Origin of the sequence: Spirillospora sp. CA-128828 (genome assembly GCF_050945415.1) — a bacterium.
In the GTDB taxonomy this organism is placed as follows: domain Bacteria; phylum Actinomycetota; class Actinomycetes; order Streptosporangiales; family Streptosporangiaceae; genus Spirillospora.
In genome coordinates this window covers 720571-735737 of record NZ_CP191986.1, presented here as the reverse complement: position 1 = coordinate 735737, position 15167 = coordinate 720571, and the positions used below count along the sequence as shown (strand labels likewise).

Sequence of the window (15167 nt, the reverse complement as noted above, 5' to 3'; positions counted from 1 at the left end):
GAGGCCGTGCACCGGCACGTGACCGACATCACGGCCGTCGCGCGGGCATTCTCACGCCCCACCACCAGGGCAAACGAGGACGGGCTCGGTTCACTGAGCGTCACGGTCTGGCGACTCCGGTCATCTTCCTGTAAAACAGACGACGATGTTCTTTTGACCCTGTGGCCGGACGACCGGATCCCGCGCACTCTCGCCCAGGGCAGCTGTGCCAAGGGCATCTCCCCGTTCACGTGAGTCGACCTGGAAGGCATCGGCGCATGACACCTCCATCGGACGAGCAGGACGCGACGACCGGCGGGACCTCCCGCCGCAGGTTCCTCAAGATCGGCGCCGGTGTCGCCGTGGGGGCCGGAGTCGTCGGGGCGGGCTGGGCCGGGCTCAGCCAGAACGCCCAGAAGAAGGCCGCGGTGATGACCGCCGGCGGACCGGGCGACCCGTCCAGCCCGACGCTCGCGACCAAGGTGAAGAACCTCAGCGGGCCTGCCGAGACCGGCCCGTTCGCCTCGCCGTGGACCGACCTCGGCATCCCCGTGCGGTGCCCGGACGGCACCATGCTGTTCGTCTGCGGCGACACCTTCAACGGCGACCACGTGCCGAACCCGGGCGAGCCCGCCGACGACTGGCGCGCCCCGGTCGGCCTGCGTTCCAGCAACGGTGACGTGAACAACCTGCACATCGACGGAAGCGTCGGCGGCGGCCATGCCAGAGCCCTCGTCGACGAGCCGCACAACCCGGTCGGCGACAAGGCGACGACGGCGATCCCGTCCGACGCGTTCGTCGTCGACGGCGTGATGTACATGCACCTCATGCGCGGCGTCATCTACGACACCCATCACACCGACTTCTGGCGCTCCACCGACAACGGCGAGACCTGGGAGTACCTGTGCCAGTGGCCGGGTGACCTGCACGGCGGCCAGTTCCAGCAGAAGACCTACGCCGTGGCCGACGACGGGTACTGCTACGTCCTTTCCACGGTCTTCAACCGCGAGGTCGACTCGGGGATGCTGCTGCACCGGGTGCGTAAGGACAGCCTCGGCAACCCGGACGCCTACGAGCCGTGGGGTTTCGTCGACGGTGACTGGCGCTGGGGCGCTCCCGCGCCGACGACCGTCTTCGGCGTTCGCAAGTGGGGCGAGATCTGCTTCCGCGCGATGGACGGCAAGTACGTTCTCACGTGGCTGAACATGAACCCGCTGTCGATCCGTTCCATGGTCTTCCCGCTCCCGACTGCGGACCTGACCAAGACGCTGGAGCAGACGATGATCGTGCCCTCCGCCCCCGGGGCGGAGACGGCCAACCTCGTCGCCAGCCCGTACGGCGGGTTCGTCGTCCCCGGCTCGACGTTCGGCAACTTCCACATCATCGTCAGCCAGTGGTACAACTCGACGAACTACCGGGTCATGCAGTACAAGGTCAACATGCTGTCCTGAGTCAGGGCATCGCGCCGGGCGCCGTCCCAGGACGGCGCCCGGTCCCTCGCGGGTGGCCTGCCGGCAGCGTTCACAGTCCCCGGAAGGACGCATGATGCCGCACGCCCGGACCCGTGCCCAGGACGGCACGCTGCTCGCCTACCAGCATGAAGGCGGTGGACGGCCGCTGGTGCTGCTGGCCGGCCAGGCCAACGACCACCACTGGTGGGACGGCGTGCGCGAGGACTTCCACACCACGCACGGCACCATTACCGTCGACTATCGCGGCACCGGTGACAGCGACCGGCCCGACGGCCCCTACTCCACTCAGGTCTTCGCCGAGGACGTGATCGCCGTCCTGGACGACCTGGGAATCGAGCGCGCCGACGTGTACGGCACGTCCATGGGCGGCCGCGTGGCCCTGTGGATCGCCATCCGCCACCCCGGACGGGTCAGACACCCCATGTCGTTGGATGTCAAGCGGCCTGGGGTTGGGCGTGATGTGACCAGGCGGTTGCTTCGTCGTAGAGGGTTCGGGTCTTGAGGCATCCGTGGAGGATGCCGACGAGGCGGTTGCCGAGTTGGCGCAGCGCTGGGTTGAAGCCGGCCTCGCGGGTGCGTTGTTTGTCGTAGTAGCCGCGGGCGCCCGGTGAGGCCCGCAGTGAGGCGAATGCCTGGGTCTGCAGGGCGTCGGCGAGCCGGTTGTTGCGCACGTAGCGGGCCTGGACGGTGTGGATCTTGCCGGAGGCCCGGGTGATCGGGCTGGTGCCGGCGTAGTTCTTGCGGGCTTTGGCGGAGGCGTAGCGGGTGGGGTCGTCTCCGAACTCGGCGAGCACCCGGGCGCCGGTGATCTCCGCGATGCCGGGCATCGAGAGGTAGATCTCAGCGTCCGGGTGCGCTCGAAAATGGGCCTTCACCTGCTCCTGCATCGCGGCTATCTGCTCGTTCAGCGCGATGATCACACGGGCGTGAGCGGTGGCGGTGGCAGCGTAGGCGGCGGTGAGTGGCTCGGGCAGGCCGAGCTGCTGTTGGCGCAGCGCGGTCTGGATCGTGGCCGCTTTGGCGTCCCGGTTGCGTCGGCGGGCGCGGGTCAGGACGGCCGTGATCTGGGTGCGGGTCAGCTTCGCCCCGGCCGCCGGGGTGGGTGCCTTGATCAGCAGTTCCAGCGCGTCCGTGCTGGTCAGGGCCAGGCTGGCGTAGGCGTTCAGGGCGGCGGGGAAGTACTCCCGCAGCGTGCTGCGCAGCCGCTGGAAGGTGCGGGTGCGTTCCCAGATCAGAGTCTGGTGGGCGCGGGCGACGACCTTGACGGCCTGGGCCTGGGCGCTGTCCCCGGCCACCGGCCGCAGCTGGGCCCGGTCGATGCGGACCATATCGGCCAGCGCGTGCGCGTCGCCCTTGTCGCTCTTGGCGCCGGAGGAGGCGTACCGCTCCTTGAACCGTGCGACCTGCCGGGGATTGATCGCGTAGACCTGGTATCCAGAGGCGACCAGAGCCTGCACCCACGAGCCTCGGTCGGTCTCGATTCCCACGATCACGTCGGCCGGGTCGAGAGCCTCGCCGCCGTACTTGGCGACAAGCTCGTGGAGCCTGGCGACGCCGTCCACACCCTCGGGAAGCCGGGCGGCGGCCAGCTTGCGGCCGGATGGGTCCTGGACCTCGACATCGTGGTGGTCCTCGGCCCAGTCATCGCCGATCAACAGCAACGGATCTCTCCTGGTCAGCTACTTCGCTTGTCGTGCAGCCTGCGGAAGACACGGCTCGCGGCCTAATGGATCCAGTGCTCACGCCACACCTGGCGGGCACGCCACCCCATCAGCGGTCTGGCCCTCCGGCCGACCAGCAGGGGCACGGTCTGACCACAGAAGTCGACTGCTTCCGGCGTCGATAGTGCTCACCTGCTGGCGGCTACGGCACCGAGTCTCTCCGACCCGGCAGCTCCCATTAGGCGTCTGGTCCTCGGCTGCACCTCCCCCGGCGGCCCGCACGCGGTCGAGCGCGACGCCACCGTCCGCCGCGCCCTCGCCCAGGCCGATCCCGCCGCGGCACGCGAGGCCCTGCTCGACCTCATGTACACCCCGTCCTGGCTTGCCGGCCATCCGGGCCCGTACACAACGCTCGGGGATCCCGGCATGCCCCCGTACGCGCGGCGTGGACACCTGGTGGCCAGCAACGGGCACGACGCCTGGGACGCGCTCCCCCAGATCACCGCCCCCACTCTGATCCTGCACGGCGATCAGGACCGGCTCACCCCACCCGACAATGTCGCGCTGCTCGCCGGCCGCATCCCCGACACCCGGACGCACCTCTTCCCAGGCGCTCGGCATGCCTACTTCCAGGAATGCCGTCCACAAGCCAGCACCGTCGTCGCCGAGTTCCTCGCTGGTCTTCAGTAACCCGCGCGCGAAGGGCCTTCAGCCAGGAACGCCGTCACGAACTTCCAGGTGGTGTGTGGTCAGGGAGCCACACGCGCATCGGGGCGGGGCCCCTGTTGCCGCGAAGGTGGTACGGGACGAGGGTGAGGGGCACCGGACCGTCCTCCGGCGGTGCGGTGTCCGGGCCGTAAGGCCACTGGCGAGGGTCCGGGCAGGTGACGTGCGCGTTCGCTGTCAAGGTGACCGCGTCGCCCAGGGGCGGGCATCCCTGCTCGGCCGGCACCGTCGAGGTGTCCACGCCCAGCGAGTTCAGCGGGACGTCCTCGTCAACGGCCTCGGCGCAATAGACGAGCGGACCTCGCTCCACGGCGACGCTGCCGCGTAGCGCGTCGATGCGGGGGTCGGGACGGGTCCAGCGGGCCCGCATCGGCAGGTCGAGGCGGATCTCGTCCCCCGGCCGCCAGGAGCGCTCGACCGACACGACACCGGAGCGCACGGTGTCGCGCGTCCCGTCGTACGAGACGCGGGCGCTCTCGGCCCACTGCGGTATGCGGACACCGATCCGCCAGGGGCCACCGGGTGCTTCCTCTACGCGCACGGTCACCGATCCCGACCAGGGGTAGTCCGTCTCGACGCGGAGACCGATCCGCTTGCCGCCGGAGAGGACGGTCCTGACGGTGCAGGCGGTCAGCTGGTGCAGCTGCACGCCGTGGTCGTCGGCGGTGGCGACGTAGGCGGCGAGGCCGGCCAGCGTACGCGCGAGGTTGGTCGGGCAGCACGACACCGAGAACCAGGGGGCTCTCAGGCTCGTCTCGGGCCGTGGGCTCGGGGTATCGGACGACGGCGGCGTTCCCGGGACGCGCTGCTGCAAAGGGTTGGCGTAGAAGAAGGCATGTCCGTCAAGAGAAGGACAACCGGCCACCACGTTGTAGAGCGTCCGCTCGGCGAGGTCGGCGTAACGGGGCTCACCGGTCGCCAGGAGGAGCCGCCAGGCGAGCATGACGGAAGCGATGCTCGCGCAGGTCTCGGCATAGGCGCGGTCAGGGGGGAGTTCGAAGTCGTCACCGAACGCCTCACCGGTGTGGCGCGAGCCCATTCCGCCGGTGAGGTGGGTGCGGGTGGCCACTGTGTGCTCCCACTGTGCAATCACTGCTTGCAGCAGTTCGTCGTCACCGGTCTCGACGGCCACGTCCACCGCCCCACAGGCCAGGTACAGCGCCCGTACGACATGGCCGCGGAACGTACGGGCCCTGCGAACGGGTATGTCGTCCTGGAAGTACGTCCGCCCTAGCTCGATGTCGGCGAGCGCGGGGGCGCCACGGCGCTCGACGAAGAGCCGTGCCTGCTCCAGGTAGCGGTCGTCGCCGGTGGCCCGGAACAGTTCGACCAGGGCCATCTCGACCTCCGGGTGCCCGCACACACCGGCACGGTCGAACTGCCGGCAGACGTGATCGGCCGCCCGGCGGCCCACCCGCGTCAGGTCGTCCTCCCCGTGCGTGCGCAGCCGCGCCACGGCGGCCTGGATCAGGTGGCCGTAGCAGTAGAGTTCGTGCCCCTCTTCCAGGTCGCTGTAGCGGGAGTGGCCGAACTTCGTGTTGAGGTAGCCGTCGGGTTCCTGGGCCGCAGAGATGAGACGGGTCAGCTCGCCGAGCTGCGGCGGAGCCTGGCCCGTGCGTCCGGCCTCCCAGGACATCGCCTCCGCCAGCTTGTAGACCTCGGAGTCGGAGAACTCGCGGCCCCGGCGTTCGCCCGGCGGTCCGTGCCCGGCCGCGAGCTCGAAGTTGCGGATCCAGCCCGAGCGGGTCATCCACGCGTGGCAGTGGCCGATGATGGCGGACGCGTTCAGTTCCTGCCGATCGCCCCAGAATCCCGGGGCGATGCGGACCTCGTCGATTCCGAGCGGGCGCAGCACGCCCCGGGCCGGCTGTACCGGGACTTCAGCCACGCAGCGCTCCCGACATGAATCCGCGGACGTAGTGCCGCTGGAGGATGAGGAAAAGGACCAGGCAGGGCAGTGCCATCACCATCACGCCCGCCTCCAGCGCCCCGTAGTCGATGGCGCCGAACGTGCGCTGCCGCATGCTGACGGTGGCGACCGGCAGGGTGAACTTCGCCGCGTCGTTGATCAGGATCAGCGGCGCGAAGAAGTCGTTCCACGAGGCCAGGAAGGCGAACAGGCCCACCGTGATCAGCCCTGGCCGGACAGCGTGCAGCAGCACCCGCAGCAGGGCCGTGAACGTCGTGCAGCCGTCCACGAGCGCGGCCTCCTCCAGTTCCCGCGGGACGGCCTCGAAGGAGTTGCGCATCATGAACACCGCGAACGGCAGCTGGAACATGATGAGCACGAGGCTGAGCCCGACCAGGGTGTCCTGGAGACCCAGGTGACCGAGCAGCACATAGAGCGGTATGAGGATCGTCGCGTACGGCACCATCAGGATCGCCAGCGTGGCCAGGAACAGCAGGTCCTTGCCGGGGAACGAGAACCGCGCGAACGCGTAGCCGCCGAGGGCCGACACCGCCAGCGTGCCCGCCACGGTCATGGCGGAGACGGCCAGGCTGTTCCCGAGATAGGTGGGCAGGCCCTCGCCGTAGCCGGCCATCCGGGTGTAGTTGCCGAATCCGAAGCCCTCGGACTGGCCGCTGCCCGGCTGGCCGCGGAACGAGGAGAAGGCGCTCCACCCCAGCGGGAACAGGAACAGCACCGCCAGGGAGGCGCCGGTGAGATGGAAGCCCAGGCCGCCGCCCCTCATGTGGTCCCTCCCCCCGTCCAGCGGCGCAGGACGCGCAACTGGAGCAGGTTCAACACGACGAGCACCCCGAGGACGACCACCGACAGCGCCGCGGCGGAGCCGAGGTCGAAGCGGAAGAACGCCTCCCGGTAGATCACCATGACCATCGACAGCGTGCTGTTGTCCGGTCCGCCCTGGGTGAAGATGAAGAACTGGTCGAAGGCCAGCAGCGAGCCCGTCACGGTGAGGACGAGCATCAGCGCGATCGCCGGGCGCAGTAGCGGCAGCGTGATGTGGAGGAAGACCCGCCGACGGGAGGCGCCGTCCACCCGCGCCGCCTCGTACACCTCCACCGGGATGGACTGCAGGCCGGTCAGCAGGATCAGCATGTTGAACCCGGCGAACCGCCAGAGGACCAGGGTGATGGTGGAGAACAGAGCCATGCCGGGTGTGCCGATCCACGCGACCGGCTCGTCCACGATGCCCAGGCCGCGCAGCATCGGATCGAGCGGCCCGATCGAGTTGCTGAAGAACCCGTAGAACAGCAGCGACGCCGAAGCGAAGCCGAGGGCGCACGGAAGGAAGAACGCGGTCCGGTAGAAGCCGGTGCCGGGCCTTCGTTCCTGGACGAGCAGGGCGAGCCCCAGTGCCGCCCCGCTGAGCAGGACCGTGATGATGAGCGTGTACTTGAGGGTGAACCAGACGGAGTCGCGGAACAGGTCGTTGTGGCCCATCCGCGTGTAGTCGGCGGGGAAGTTCATCGTGGGGTTCCCCAGCAACGGCCAGCGGTTCAGCGACATCCAGAACACCATGACCAGGGGGACCAGGAACAAGACGACGACGATGACGGCGGTCGGCGACGCGTAGGCCAGGCCCACGAGGGCGCGCGACCGCCACCACGGTCGGCGCGGCGTCCGGACGGTGTCCGGGCGGGCGGTGTCGTCCGCCGCGGAAGGTGCCGGTGTCACCGTGTTCATGGCTGCTTGAGCGAACCGGTGAGCTTCTGCGCGCCGGTGCGGAGCGCGCCGCCCACGTCGTTGCCGAACACCGCGGAGCGCGCGACCTGGAGCCAGGGTCCGTTCGGGTCGTTGTAGGTGGGGCCGAAGTTCAGCGAGAACGGGGTCCTGCCCTTGGCGACCAGCCCGTTGATGAGGACGATGCGGGGATCGGCCGAGGAGTACTTGTTGCTCGCCAGGTCAGTGCGGGCGACCACGTCCTTGTTCTTGGCGACGACCTCGACCTGGGCCTGGTCGGAGACCGTCCAGGAGATGAAGTCCCAGGCCGCGTCGGCGTGCTTGCTGGTCGCCGAGATGCCGACCGAATCGCCGCCGACGAACGTGGACTCGCCGCCGTCCGGTCCGGGGATGGGGGCGACGCCCACCTTCACCTTGTCGTTGTCCGGCATCAGCCCCAGCGTCGTGGACGGCATCGGCAGCAGGCCTGTCTTGCCCTTGGGGAAGACGCCGGTCCACGTGGCTCCCGTTTCGGGCTTGGCGGCGGGGTCGACGACGCCGTTCCTCCACAGGTCGTTGTAGATCTGGAAGACCTGCTGAGCCTGCGGGCCGTCGATGGTGGAGCGCGTCCCCTGCTCGTCCATCACGTCGCCTCCGGCGGCCCAGACGGACGGCCAGTAGGTGAAGACGTAGCAGCCGCCGCAGCTGCCGCCGAAGAACGTCCCGTAGGTGTCACCACCGACCTTCTTGCGGATGGTGGTCGCGTGCCGCGCGAACTCCTTGAGGGTCTTCGGCGGCTTGTCGGGGGCGAGTCCGGCCTTCTTGTAGAGGACCTTGTTGTAGAAGAGCACCGACAGGTCGAGGGTGTGCGGCAGCGTGTACTTGCGGCCTTCGTAGGTGCCGAGCCGCATGTGGGACGGTGCCAGCGCGGCGGCGGTCGGCAGCTTGGCGATCCGGTCGGAGATGTCGAGGAACAGCCCCTGCGAGGCGTACTTCGGCACGAAGACGACGTCGGAGGCGAAGACGTCCGGCAGCTTCCGCGCGCCGGCGGCCGCGGCGATGCGCGGCTGGTAGTTGTCCACGGGGATGACGGTCAGCTTCACCTTGTTCCGGTGTGACGCGTTGTAGGCGTCCACCAGCCGCCGGGACTGCGCCTCGGTGGGCGAACGCGTCCACATGGTGATGGTGACGCCGTCATCGGAGGAGCCCGAGTCGTCTCCCCCGCACGCGCTCAGCGCGGTGCCCGCCAGTAACAGCGCCGCCACTGCCGCGGACGCTCGCAACGCGATCATGGCTGTCCCTTCCGGCCGCTCCAGCTCCGTGAGAGCGCTCCCATGCCGGAGGGCCGCGGCGTTCCGGGACCTGCCATGGTTCGCTCACTCCTCAGTTCGCGAGCTTTACCGAAAGAACCTAAAAGGTTTTCGGTAGCTTTTGTTAAGCTATAAGCCTGTCTCAGATGTCTGTCAACCATCGACCGCAAAGGTTTTCCGCACCTGTGGAACACAAGCGCGCACCCACGATCAACGACGTCGCCGCGAAGGCGGGCGTCTCGGCCGCCACCGTGTCCAAGGCGCTGAACGGCCGCGACCAGGTGCGCGCCGAGACGCGCGCGCGGGTGCTCCGGGTCGCCGAGGAGCTCGGCTTCCGGCCGAACGCGCTCGCCCGCGGGCTGCTGACCGGCCGGACCCGGACGGTCGGCCTGCTGACCGGCGGCGTCGACCGGTTCAGCCTGCCGGTGCTGCTCGGCGCCGAAGACGCCTTCGGCGCCGGGGAGATGTCGGTGCTGCTCTGCGACGGCCGGGGCGACGCCATCCGCGAGCAGCACTACATCCGGATGCTGCTCGCCCGCCGCGTGGACGGCCTGATCGTCGTGGGGACGAGCACCGACCCCCGCCCATCGATCACCGCCGGTCTGCCCATCCCCGTCGTATACGCCTACGCGCCCTCCGACGACCCGGCGGACGTGTCGTTCGTCCCCGACGACCCGGGCGGGGCGGCGCTCGCCGTCCGCCACCTGATCACCCGCGGCCGGCGGCGCATCGCCCACGTCACCGGGCCGATGGACTACCTGGCCGCCCGCGACCGCGCGGCGGGCATGCGCGCCGCGCTGGAGGAGGCGGGGCTTCCGCTCGCCGGCGGCGAGGTGCTGCACGGCGCCTGGTCGCAGCGCTGGGGCCGCAGGGCCGCCGAGCTGCTGCTCGCGGCCGACCCGAAGGTGGACGCGGTGTTCTGCGGCAGCGACCAGATCGCCTACGGCTTCGTCGAGACCGCCCACGAGATGGGCCGCGACGTCCCCGGCGACATCGCGGTCGTCGGCTACGACAACTGGGACGTGTTCGCCACCGAGGCCCGGCCGCCGCTGACCACCGTCGACATGAACCTCGACCGGCTCGGCCGCGCCGCCGCGCAGCACCTGTTCGCGGCCATCGACGGCGACACCGGCGCCGGGGTCCACCGCATGCCGTGCCGTCTGGCCGTCCGCGACTCCTGACAACCCGCACGAGGCGCGCCGGTCCCTTGACCAGAGCGGTCAAGGTGAGAATTTTTCAGAAACGCGTGCCGAGTCGCGCTCGCCCGTGTTTGGGTACTCAGCGTGAGCTCGACACCGTTGCATCTGGCCGATCGCTACCGGCTGTACGAGCAGATCGGAACCGGCCGCTTCGCGACGGTCTGGCTCGCGTGGGACGAGGTGCTCGGCCGGCTGGTCGCGGTCAAGGTGGTCAAGGCGTCCAAGGCCGCGGTCCCGGTGTTCCGCACCCGGTTCGTGGAGCAGGTGCGGCAGGCGGCCCGGCTGTCGCATCCGGTGATTGTCACGATCCACGACTTCGGCGAGAGCGGGGCGGCCGAGGGCGTACCGCTGCCGTTCGTCGTCATGGAGTTGCTGAGCGGCGAGACCCTCGCCGCCCGGCTCGGCCGGAACCCGCTGCCCCGGCGCGAGGCGCTCCGCCTCTGCGAGCAGGTGGCCTCCGCGCTCGCCCACGCCCACGCGGCGGGGACCGCGCACTACGACCTCAGGCCCGGCAACGTCTTCCTCACCGACGACGGCCCGAAGGTGCTCGACTTCGGCACCGGCAAACTGCTCGGCGGGCTCGTCGCCGACGCCGCCGCCGAGGACGTCCGCGCGCTCGGCCTGCTGCTGTCGGCCGCCGTGACCGGCCGGCCGGACTCCGAGGCCGAACTGCCGTCCGAGGTGCCGCACGAGGTGGCCGCCGTCCACGTGCGGTGCCTGCTGCCCGACCCCGCGTCCCGTCCGTCGGCCGCCGAGGTGGCCGCGGTGCTCGCCGGGTCGGCCGAACCGCGCCGCGCCGCCGTGCCGGGCGGCGCCGGGATCCTGGCCGAGCGGGCGCGGCGGGCGGTCCACCGGCGGGCGCGGCGGGCGCACCGGGCGGTCCGGCGGGCCCGCGTCCGGCGGCGCGCGGCCGTCCTGCTGAGCGCCGTCGCGGTCGCGGCGATCGTCATCCTGGTCTTCCGGGGCGGTTCGTCCGACCGCGGCATGGCGCCGCCGACGATGGAGGCCAAGGTGCCGACGGACGTGTCCCGGACGACGACGGAGTCCGCCGACCCGTCCCCCACCGGAAGCGCACCGGAGTCAACGCCGGCGTCCGCCTCGACCGCCTCCGGTCCCACCCCGATGGACACACCGAAGCCCACCCGTAAGGCCGAGCCCACCCCACCTCGTCCCACCTCTGCCGCGGACCCGGACGAGGTGCTGTCACGCGCCGAGCGCTCCGTGGACGACGGGGTCGCGGCAGGCGAGATCCGCTCCGACGTGGGCCTGGACCTCAACAACGTCCTCGGCAACCTCCGCCGCGACCTCCAGCAGAACCCCTCGGTCGACCTGCACGCCCGGGTCGCCGAGATCCACAACAAGATCGACACCCGGCTGGGCGAGCAGGCGCTCACCGCTTCCCGCGCCGCGCGCCTCCACGCGATCCTCAACGAGATCCGCTGAGCCGCGGGGCCGTCGGATCCGCCGGCTACCGCGGCGTGAGGGTCATGTGGATGTCGTCGGCGGCCCACAGGACGAAGCGTTCGATGGGCGTGACCGTCTGCCCGGGCACCGCCTCCAGCCGGAACCGCTTGAGCACGGCGGCCAAGACCAGCTCGGCCTCGACCATCGCGAGGACGGCCCCCTCGCAGCTGCGCGGGCCGATCCCGAACGGGATGTAGGCCAGCCGGGGCCGGTTCGCCGACGCCTCGGGCGTGAACCGCTCGGGGTCGAACGCCTCCGGCTCCGGCCAGTACTCGGGGTTCATGTGGACGGCCCAGAACGGGTAGAAGATCGTCGTGCCGGCGGGGACGGTGTAGTCGCCGAGCTCAAGGTCCTCGGTGGCCTCCCGCGCGCCGTACGGCCCGGGCGGGTACAGCCGCATGGCCTCCTTGAGCGCCATGTCCAGATAGGTCAGCCGCTTGAGGTCGCCGTACTCGGGGACGGCGCGGTCGCCCAGCACCTCGTCCAGTTCCTTGGCGACGCGGCCGGCCACCTCCGGGTGCTTGGCCAGCAGGTAGAGCGTCCAGGAGATGGCGACGCCGGTGGTGTGATGGGCGGCCAGCATGGTCATCAGGACTGTGTCGCGGATCCGCGCCGGGGACTCGCCCGCCGCGGCCAGGGCCGCGATCAGGTCGCTGCGGTCGGCCTGCTCGGCGTCGCCGCGTTCGCGGTGCGCGACGAGCACCCGGTCGACCGTCGCGCGAAGATAGGCCAGCGCCTCGTCGGCCCTCTCCTTCCCAGGGCCCGCCTGCGTCATGAACTCGGTGAGGACGGTCTCGAACGCGGACACGACCCGCCCGGCGGAGCCCGCGGACTCCAGGCCGCTCCCGAGCGCGTACTGGCAGATCATGCGCAGCGACAGCTCGCTCAGGTCCTTCTGCAGGGCGATCGGGCCGTCCTGGCTCGCCCAGCGGTCGGCGAGTTCGGTCGTCAGCGCGGTGAACTGCGCGAAGTGCGCCTCGTGTGAAGGCCGCCCGGCGAGCACCGAAAGCATCACCCGGCGCCACGGGCCGTGCTCGCCCGCCGGGATGGTCTGCAGGTTGCCCGCCTCCTGCAGCGGGGCGAGGAACTCGAACAGCTTCTCCGGCCGTTTGTCGATCTTCGCGGTGGCCTCCAGCAGCACCGGGTCGGCGACCGATACCGCCGTGTCCGCGCCGGGCAGCGGGAAACGCACCACCGGCCCGTATTCGGCGTGCAGTTTCAGCTGGTAATTGTGCAGTCCGCCGGCCGCGGCGATCGCCTCGGCACCGTCGCCCAGCGCGGGCGGTCCGGGGATCTGCGATGGGGTGCTGCCGTCGCTGGGCATCTGCGCTCTCCCGGCATGAGGATCTTCGATTGGGTTGTCCCCGAGTTGATCACAATGCTTACATGTTCGTGAATACTTCGCGATATACGCCGGTCGCGAATTGCCGACATCACCGACATTGCCGACTCCGTCGGCAGGGAGCAGACACTGGACGCCGTCGATCCGCACACGCCGAACGTCCCGCGGATGTACGACTACCTGCTCGGCGGCAAGGACAACTACGCCGCCGACCGGGAGGCCGCGGACGAGGTCATCCGGCACGCCCCGGACACGCCCTTCCTCGCGCGCGAGAACCGCGCCTTCCTGCGGCGCGCGGTGCGGTTCCTCGCCGAGTCCGGGATCCGGCAGTTCATCGACATCGGATCGGGCCTGCCCACCCAGGGCAACGTGCACGAGATCGCCCACCAGGTCGCCCCCGAGTCCCACGTCGTCTACGTCGACCGGGAGCCGGTCGTGCTGGCGCACGGGCGGGCGCTGCTGGCCGGCACGCCCGAGGTGACCGTCATCCAGGGCGACGCCCGCCGTCCCGGCGACATCCTGGACGACGCCGAACTGAACCGGCTCATCGACTTCGACCGGCCCGTCGCCGTCCTGATGCTGGCGGTCCTGCACTTCATCGGCGACGGGGACGACCCGCCCGGCATCGTCGCGCGGTTCCGCGACGCGATGGCGCCCGGCAGCCACCTGGTGGTGTCGCATGTGACCGGCGACTTCGACGCCGACAGCCGCGTCCAGAACGCGGGAGCGGTGTACGAGAAGGCCACCTACCAGATCACGCTGCGAAGCCGCGCCGACGTCACGCGGCTGTTCGACGGCTTCGAGTTCCTTGAGCCCGGCCTGACCACCCTGTCGATGTGGCGCCCCGACCCGGGCACGACCATCCCGCCCCGGGCCGACCAGCAGTGGTGCTACGCGGCCGTGGGCCGCAAGGGGACGGCTCAGGGGGCCGGGGAGTAGCTCTGCAGGTCGCCTTCGCGGGCTTGGATCGGGGCGTTGAGAGAGCCGCTGCCCGATCGCTTGAAGCGGAGGGTGACCGCGACGAAGTCGCCGGAGTTCAGCGGCTGTTTGAGGCCGCGCAGGACGATCTTGGCCGCGGGGCCGATCCGGACGTTCTGCCCGGCGGGCAGGGACACCGGCCCACCGATGATCTTGACGGAGGTGGCCTGCGGGGACGAGACCGACGTCAGCGCGTCGGTGCCGGCGTTGGGATCGGGGGCATCGGACGGGCCCAGCGTCTCGACCTCGCCGGGCGAATTGACCAGGGTCATGTAGACGGGCGCCGACCCGCCCTTCTGGATCGTCGCGCCCCCCTCGCCGCCGAGGACGAAGAGGTCGCGGATGGAGATCTGGCCGATCTGCCCGGCAATGCCCGAAGCAGGGGACACATCGGTCTCGGTGGGGTCGTCGCTGCATCCCATCAGCAGCGCGCCCGCCAGCAGCGCCGACGCGACCGGGGCTCCCACGGCACGGACGGTGTGCGCGAAGTTCATCGTCTCCCCGATCTGACGCCATCTCGACCAGGCGAAAGATCCCTCGGGGCGGTGCTGATCAAACTCATGGGCGCGTAAAGGCAGCCGAACGTCCGGTTCCGGGCCCGCCGGGTCACCGGGTGACGCGGATTTTGGATTGGCCGTGGGGAAGCTCTTCCCAGTCGTCCATGAAGCGGGCGGAGAAGCCGTGGCGTTCGGCGAGGGCCGTCAGGGTTTCGGTGCGGTAATAGAAGTCCTCGCGCAGGACGTGGTGCTCGGTTCCCTCGGTGCGGTCGAAGGTGAAATCGAAGAAGCCGCCGGGAGCGAGGACCCGGCCCACATGGGCGAGACATTCGTCGATGACCTCGATGGGCGAATGGCTGAACACGCTGTGGGCGTGGACGACCGTGAAGTGGCGGGACGGGAGGAACCGCAGCTTCAGATCACTGACCAGGGCCAGGTGCGGAAGCTTCTCGCGCAGGTCGTGGCGGACGAGGGTGTGCTGCGCGGCGAGCAGGATGTCCGGCGAGATGTCGATGCCGTAGTAGTTGCCTGCGTCGAGGTAGTCGATGAAGCGCCAGCCGGCGCGCAGGTTGCCGCAGCCGATCTCCAGGATCCGGTCGTCCGGCTTGAGCCCGTGCCCGACCAGGTAGTCGAACTGCATCTGGCCGAGGGCGAGCCAGCGTTCGTGGGTGCGGCTGCCGACGGCGGCCTCCGGGTTCCGCGCCGTGTCGGACTTCATGACGGCCCGGTAGTAGGCGACATGGTTCCTGCTGGAAACGCGGAATTTCAGATCGCGGGCGACGCGCGACAGATATGACCTGATCTTGTCCGGGTTCTGGGCCGCGTATCGGAGTTTGTAGGTCAGGCTCGCGCGATTCCTGCGGACGGATGGCGGCGGTTTCGTCATCGGACTCGTCCCCCATGAGCACTACGGT

At 70.1% G+C, this 15167-nt stretch carries 14 protein-coding genes; 6 read left to right on the top strand and 8 right to left on the bottom strand.

Features of this window, described 5'->3' with window-relative positions:
• Nucleotides 1-257 precede the first annotated feature (257 nt).
• The gene (locus tag ACQPXG_RS03915) at nt 258-1430 is read left to right on the top strand and encodes a DUF4185 domain-containing protein (protein WP_433466231.1); all 1173 of its coding nucleotides are present in this window, start codon (nt 258-260) and stop codon (nt 1428-1430) included.
• A gap of 91 nt (nt 1431-1521) precedes the next feature.
• A complete protein-coding gene (locus tag ACQPXG_RS03910; RefSeq protein ID WP_433466230.1) occupies nt 1522-1953 on the top strand; it encodes an alpha/beta fold hydrolase in 432 nt (143 codons plus the stop codon).
• On the opposite strand, the gene ACQPXG_RS03905 is transcribed toward ACQPXG_RS03910, so the two are convergent.
• The gene (locus tag ACQPXG_RS03905) at nt 1886-3112 is read right to left on the bottom strand and encodes an IS110 family transposase (protein WP_433464118.1); all 1227 of its coding nucleotides are present in this window, start codon (nt 3110-3112) and stop codon (nt 1886-1888) included. The genes ACQPXG_RS03910 and ACQPXG_RS03905 overlap by 68 nt on opposite strands.
• Before the next feature lie 426 nt (nt 3113-3538).
• Between ACQPXG_RS03905 and ACQPXG_RS03900 the strand changes: the two genes are divergently transcribed.
• Nucleotides 3539-3802 carry an alpha/beta fold hydrolase gene (locus ACQPXG_RS03900; RefSeq protein WP_433466229.1) on the top strand — a complete coding sequence of 88 codons (264 nt, stop codon included), beginning with the start codon at nt 3539-3541 and terminating at the stop codon, nt 3800-3802.
• 34 nt (nt 3803-3836) lie between these two features.
• Here ACQPXG_RS03900 and ACQPXG_RS03895 read toward each other — a convergent pair whose 3' ends face one another.
• From ACQPXG_RS03895 to ACQPXG_RS03880, 4 genes are read right to left on the bottom strand one after another with little or no spacing between them, the layout of a single operon-like run.
• A complete protein-coding gene (locus tag ACQPXG_RS03895) occupies nt 3837-5726 on the bottom strand; it encodes a glycoside hydrolase family 127 protein (RefSeq protein WP_433466228.1) in 1890 nt (629 codons plus the stop codon).
• Nucleotides 5719-6531 (bottom strand): carbohydrate ABC transporter permease, encoded by an 813-nt coding sequence (locus ACQPXG_RS03890; protein WP_433466227.1) that lies wholly within the window; start codon nt 6529-6531, stop codon nt 5719-5721. Before ACQPXG_RS03890 ends, ACQPXG_RS03895 begins: the two co-directional genes overlap by 8 nt.
• The gene (locus tag ACQPXG_RS03885) at nt 6528-7487 is read right to left on the bottom strand and encodes a carbohydrate ABC transporter permease (RefSeq protein WP_433466226.1); all 960 of its coding nucleotides are present in this window, start codon (nt 7485-7487) and stop codon (nt 6528-6530) included. The genes ACQPXG_RS03890 and ACQPXG_RS03885 overlap by 4 nt, the downstream gene beginning before the upstream one ends.
• Entirely contained in the window at nt 7484-8755 is a 1272-nt protein-coding gene (locus tag ACQPXG_RS03880; protein ID WP_433466225.1) for an ABC transporter substrate-binding protein, read from the bottom strand. The genes ACQPXG_RS03885 and ACQPXG_RS03880 overlap by 4 nt, the downstream gene beginning before the upstream one ends.
• 203 nt (nt 8756-8958) lie before the next feature.
• Between ACQPXG_RS03880 and ACQPXG_RS03875 the strand changes: the two genes are divergently transcribed.
• Together ACQPXG_RS03875 and ACQPXG_RS03870 are read left to right on the top strand one after the other, a co-directional pair.
• A complete protein-coding gene (locus tag ACQPXG_RS03875; protein WP_433466224.1) occupies nt 8959-9954 on the top strand; it encodes a LacI family DNA-binding transcriptional regulator in 996 nt (331 codons plus the stop codon).
• A 102-nt stretch (nt 9955-10056) separates the two neighbouring features.
• Complete coding sequence (locus ACQPXG_RS03870) at nt 10057-11415, top strand: protein kinase domain-containing protein (protein WP_433466223.1); 1359 nt, start codon at nt 10057-10059, stop codon at nt 11413-11415.
• Between the two features lie 25 nt (nt 11416-11440).
• Here ACQPXG_RS03870 and ACQPXG_RS03865 read toward each other — a convergent pair whose 3' ends face one another.
• Entirely contained in the window at nt 11441-12760 is a 1320-nt protein-coding gene (locus tag ACQPXG_RS03865; protein ID WP_433466222.1) for a cytochrome P450, read from the bottom strand.
• Between the two features lie 72 nt (nt 12761-12832).
• On the opposite strand from ACQPXG_RS03865, the gene ACQPXG_RS03860 reads away from it, so the two are divergent.
• Nucleotides 12833-13717 carry an SAM-dependent methyltransferase gene (locus tag ACQPXG_RS03860; RefSeq protein WP_433469890.1) on the top strand — a complete coding sequence of 295 codons (885 nt, stop codon included), beginning with the start codon at nt 12833-12835 and terminating at the stop codon, nt 13715-13717.
• On the opposite strand, the gene ACQPXG_RS03855 is transcribed toward ACQPXG_RS03860, so the two are convergent.
• Nucleotides 13699-14250 carry a hypothetical protein gene (locus tag ACQPXG_RS03855; RefSeq protein WP_433466221.1) on the bottom strand — a complete coding sequence of 184 codons (552 nt, stop codon included), beginning with the start codon at nt 14248-14250 and terminating at the stop codon, nt 13699-13701. The genes ACQPXG_RS03860 and ACQPXG_RS03855 overlap by 19 nt on opposite strands.
• A gap of 112 nt (nt 14251-14362) precedes the next feature.
• The gene (locus tag ACQPXG_RS03850) at nt 14363-15139 is read right to left on the bottom strand and encodes a class I SAM-dependent methyltransferase (RefSeq protein WP_433466220.1); all 777 of its coding nucleotides are present in this window, start codon (nt 15137-15139) and stop codon (nt 14363-14365) included.
• Nucleotides 15140-15167: the final 28 nt, after the last annotated feature.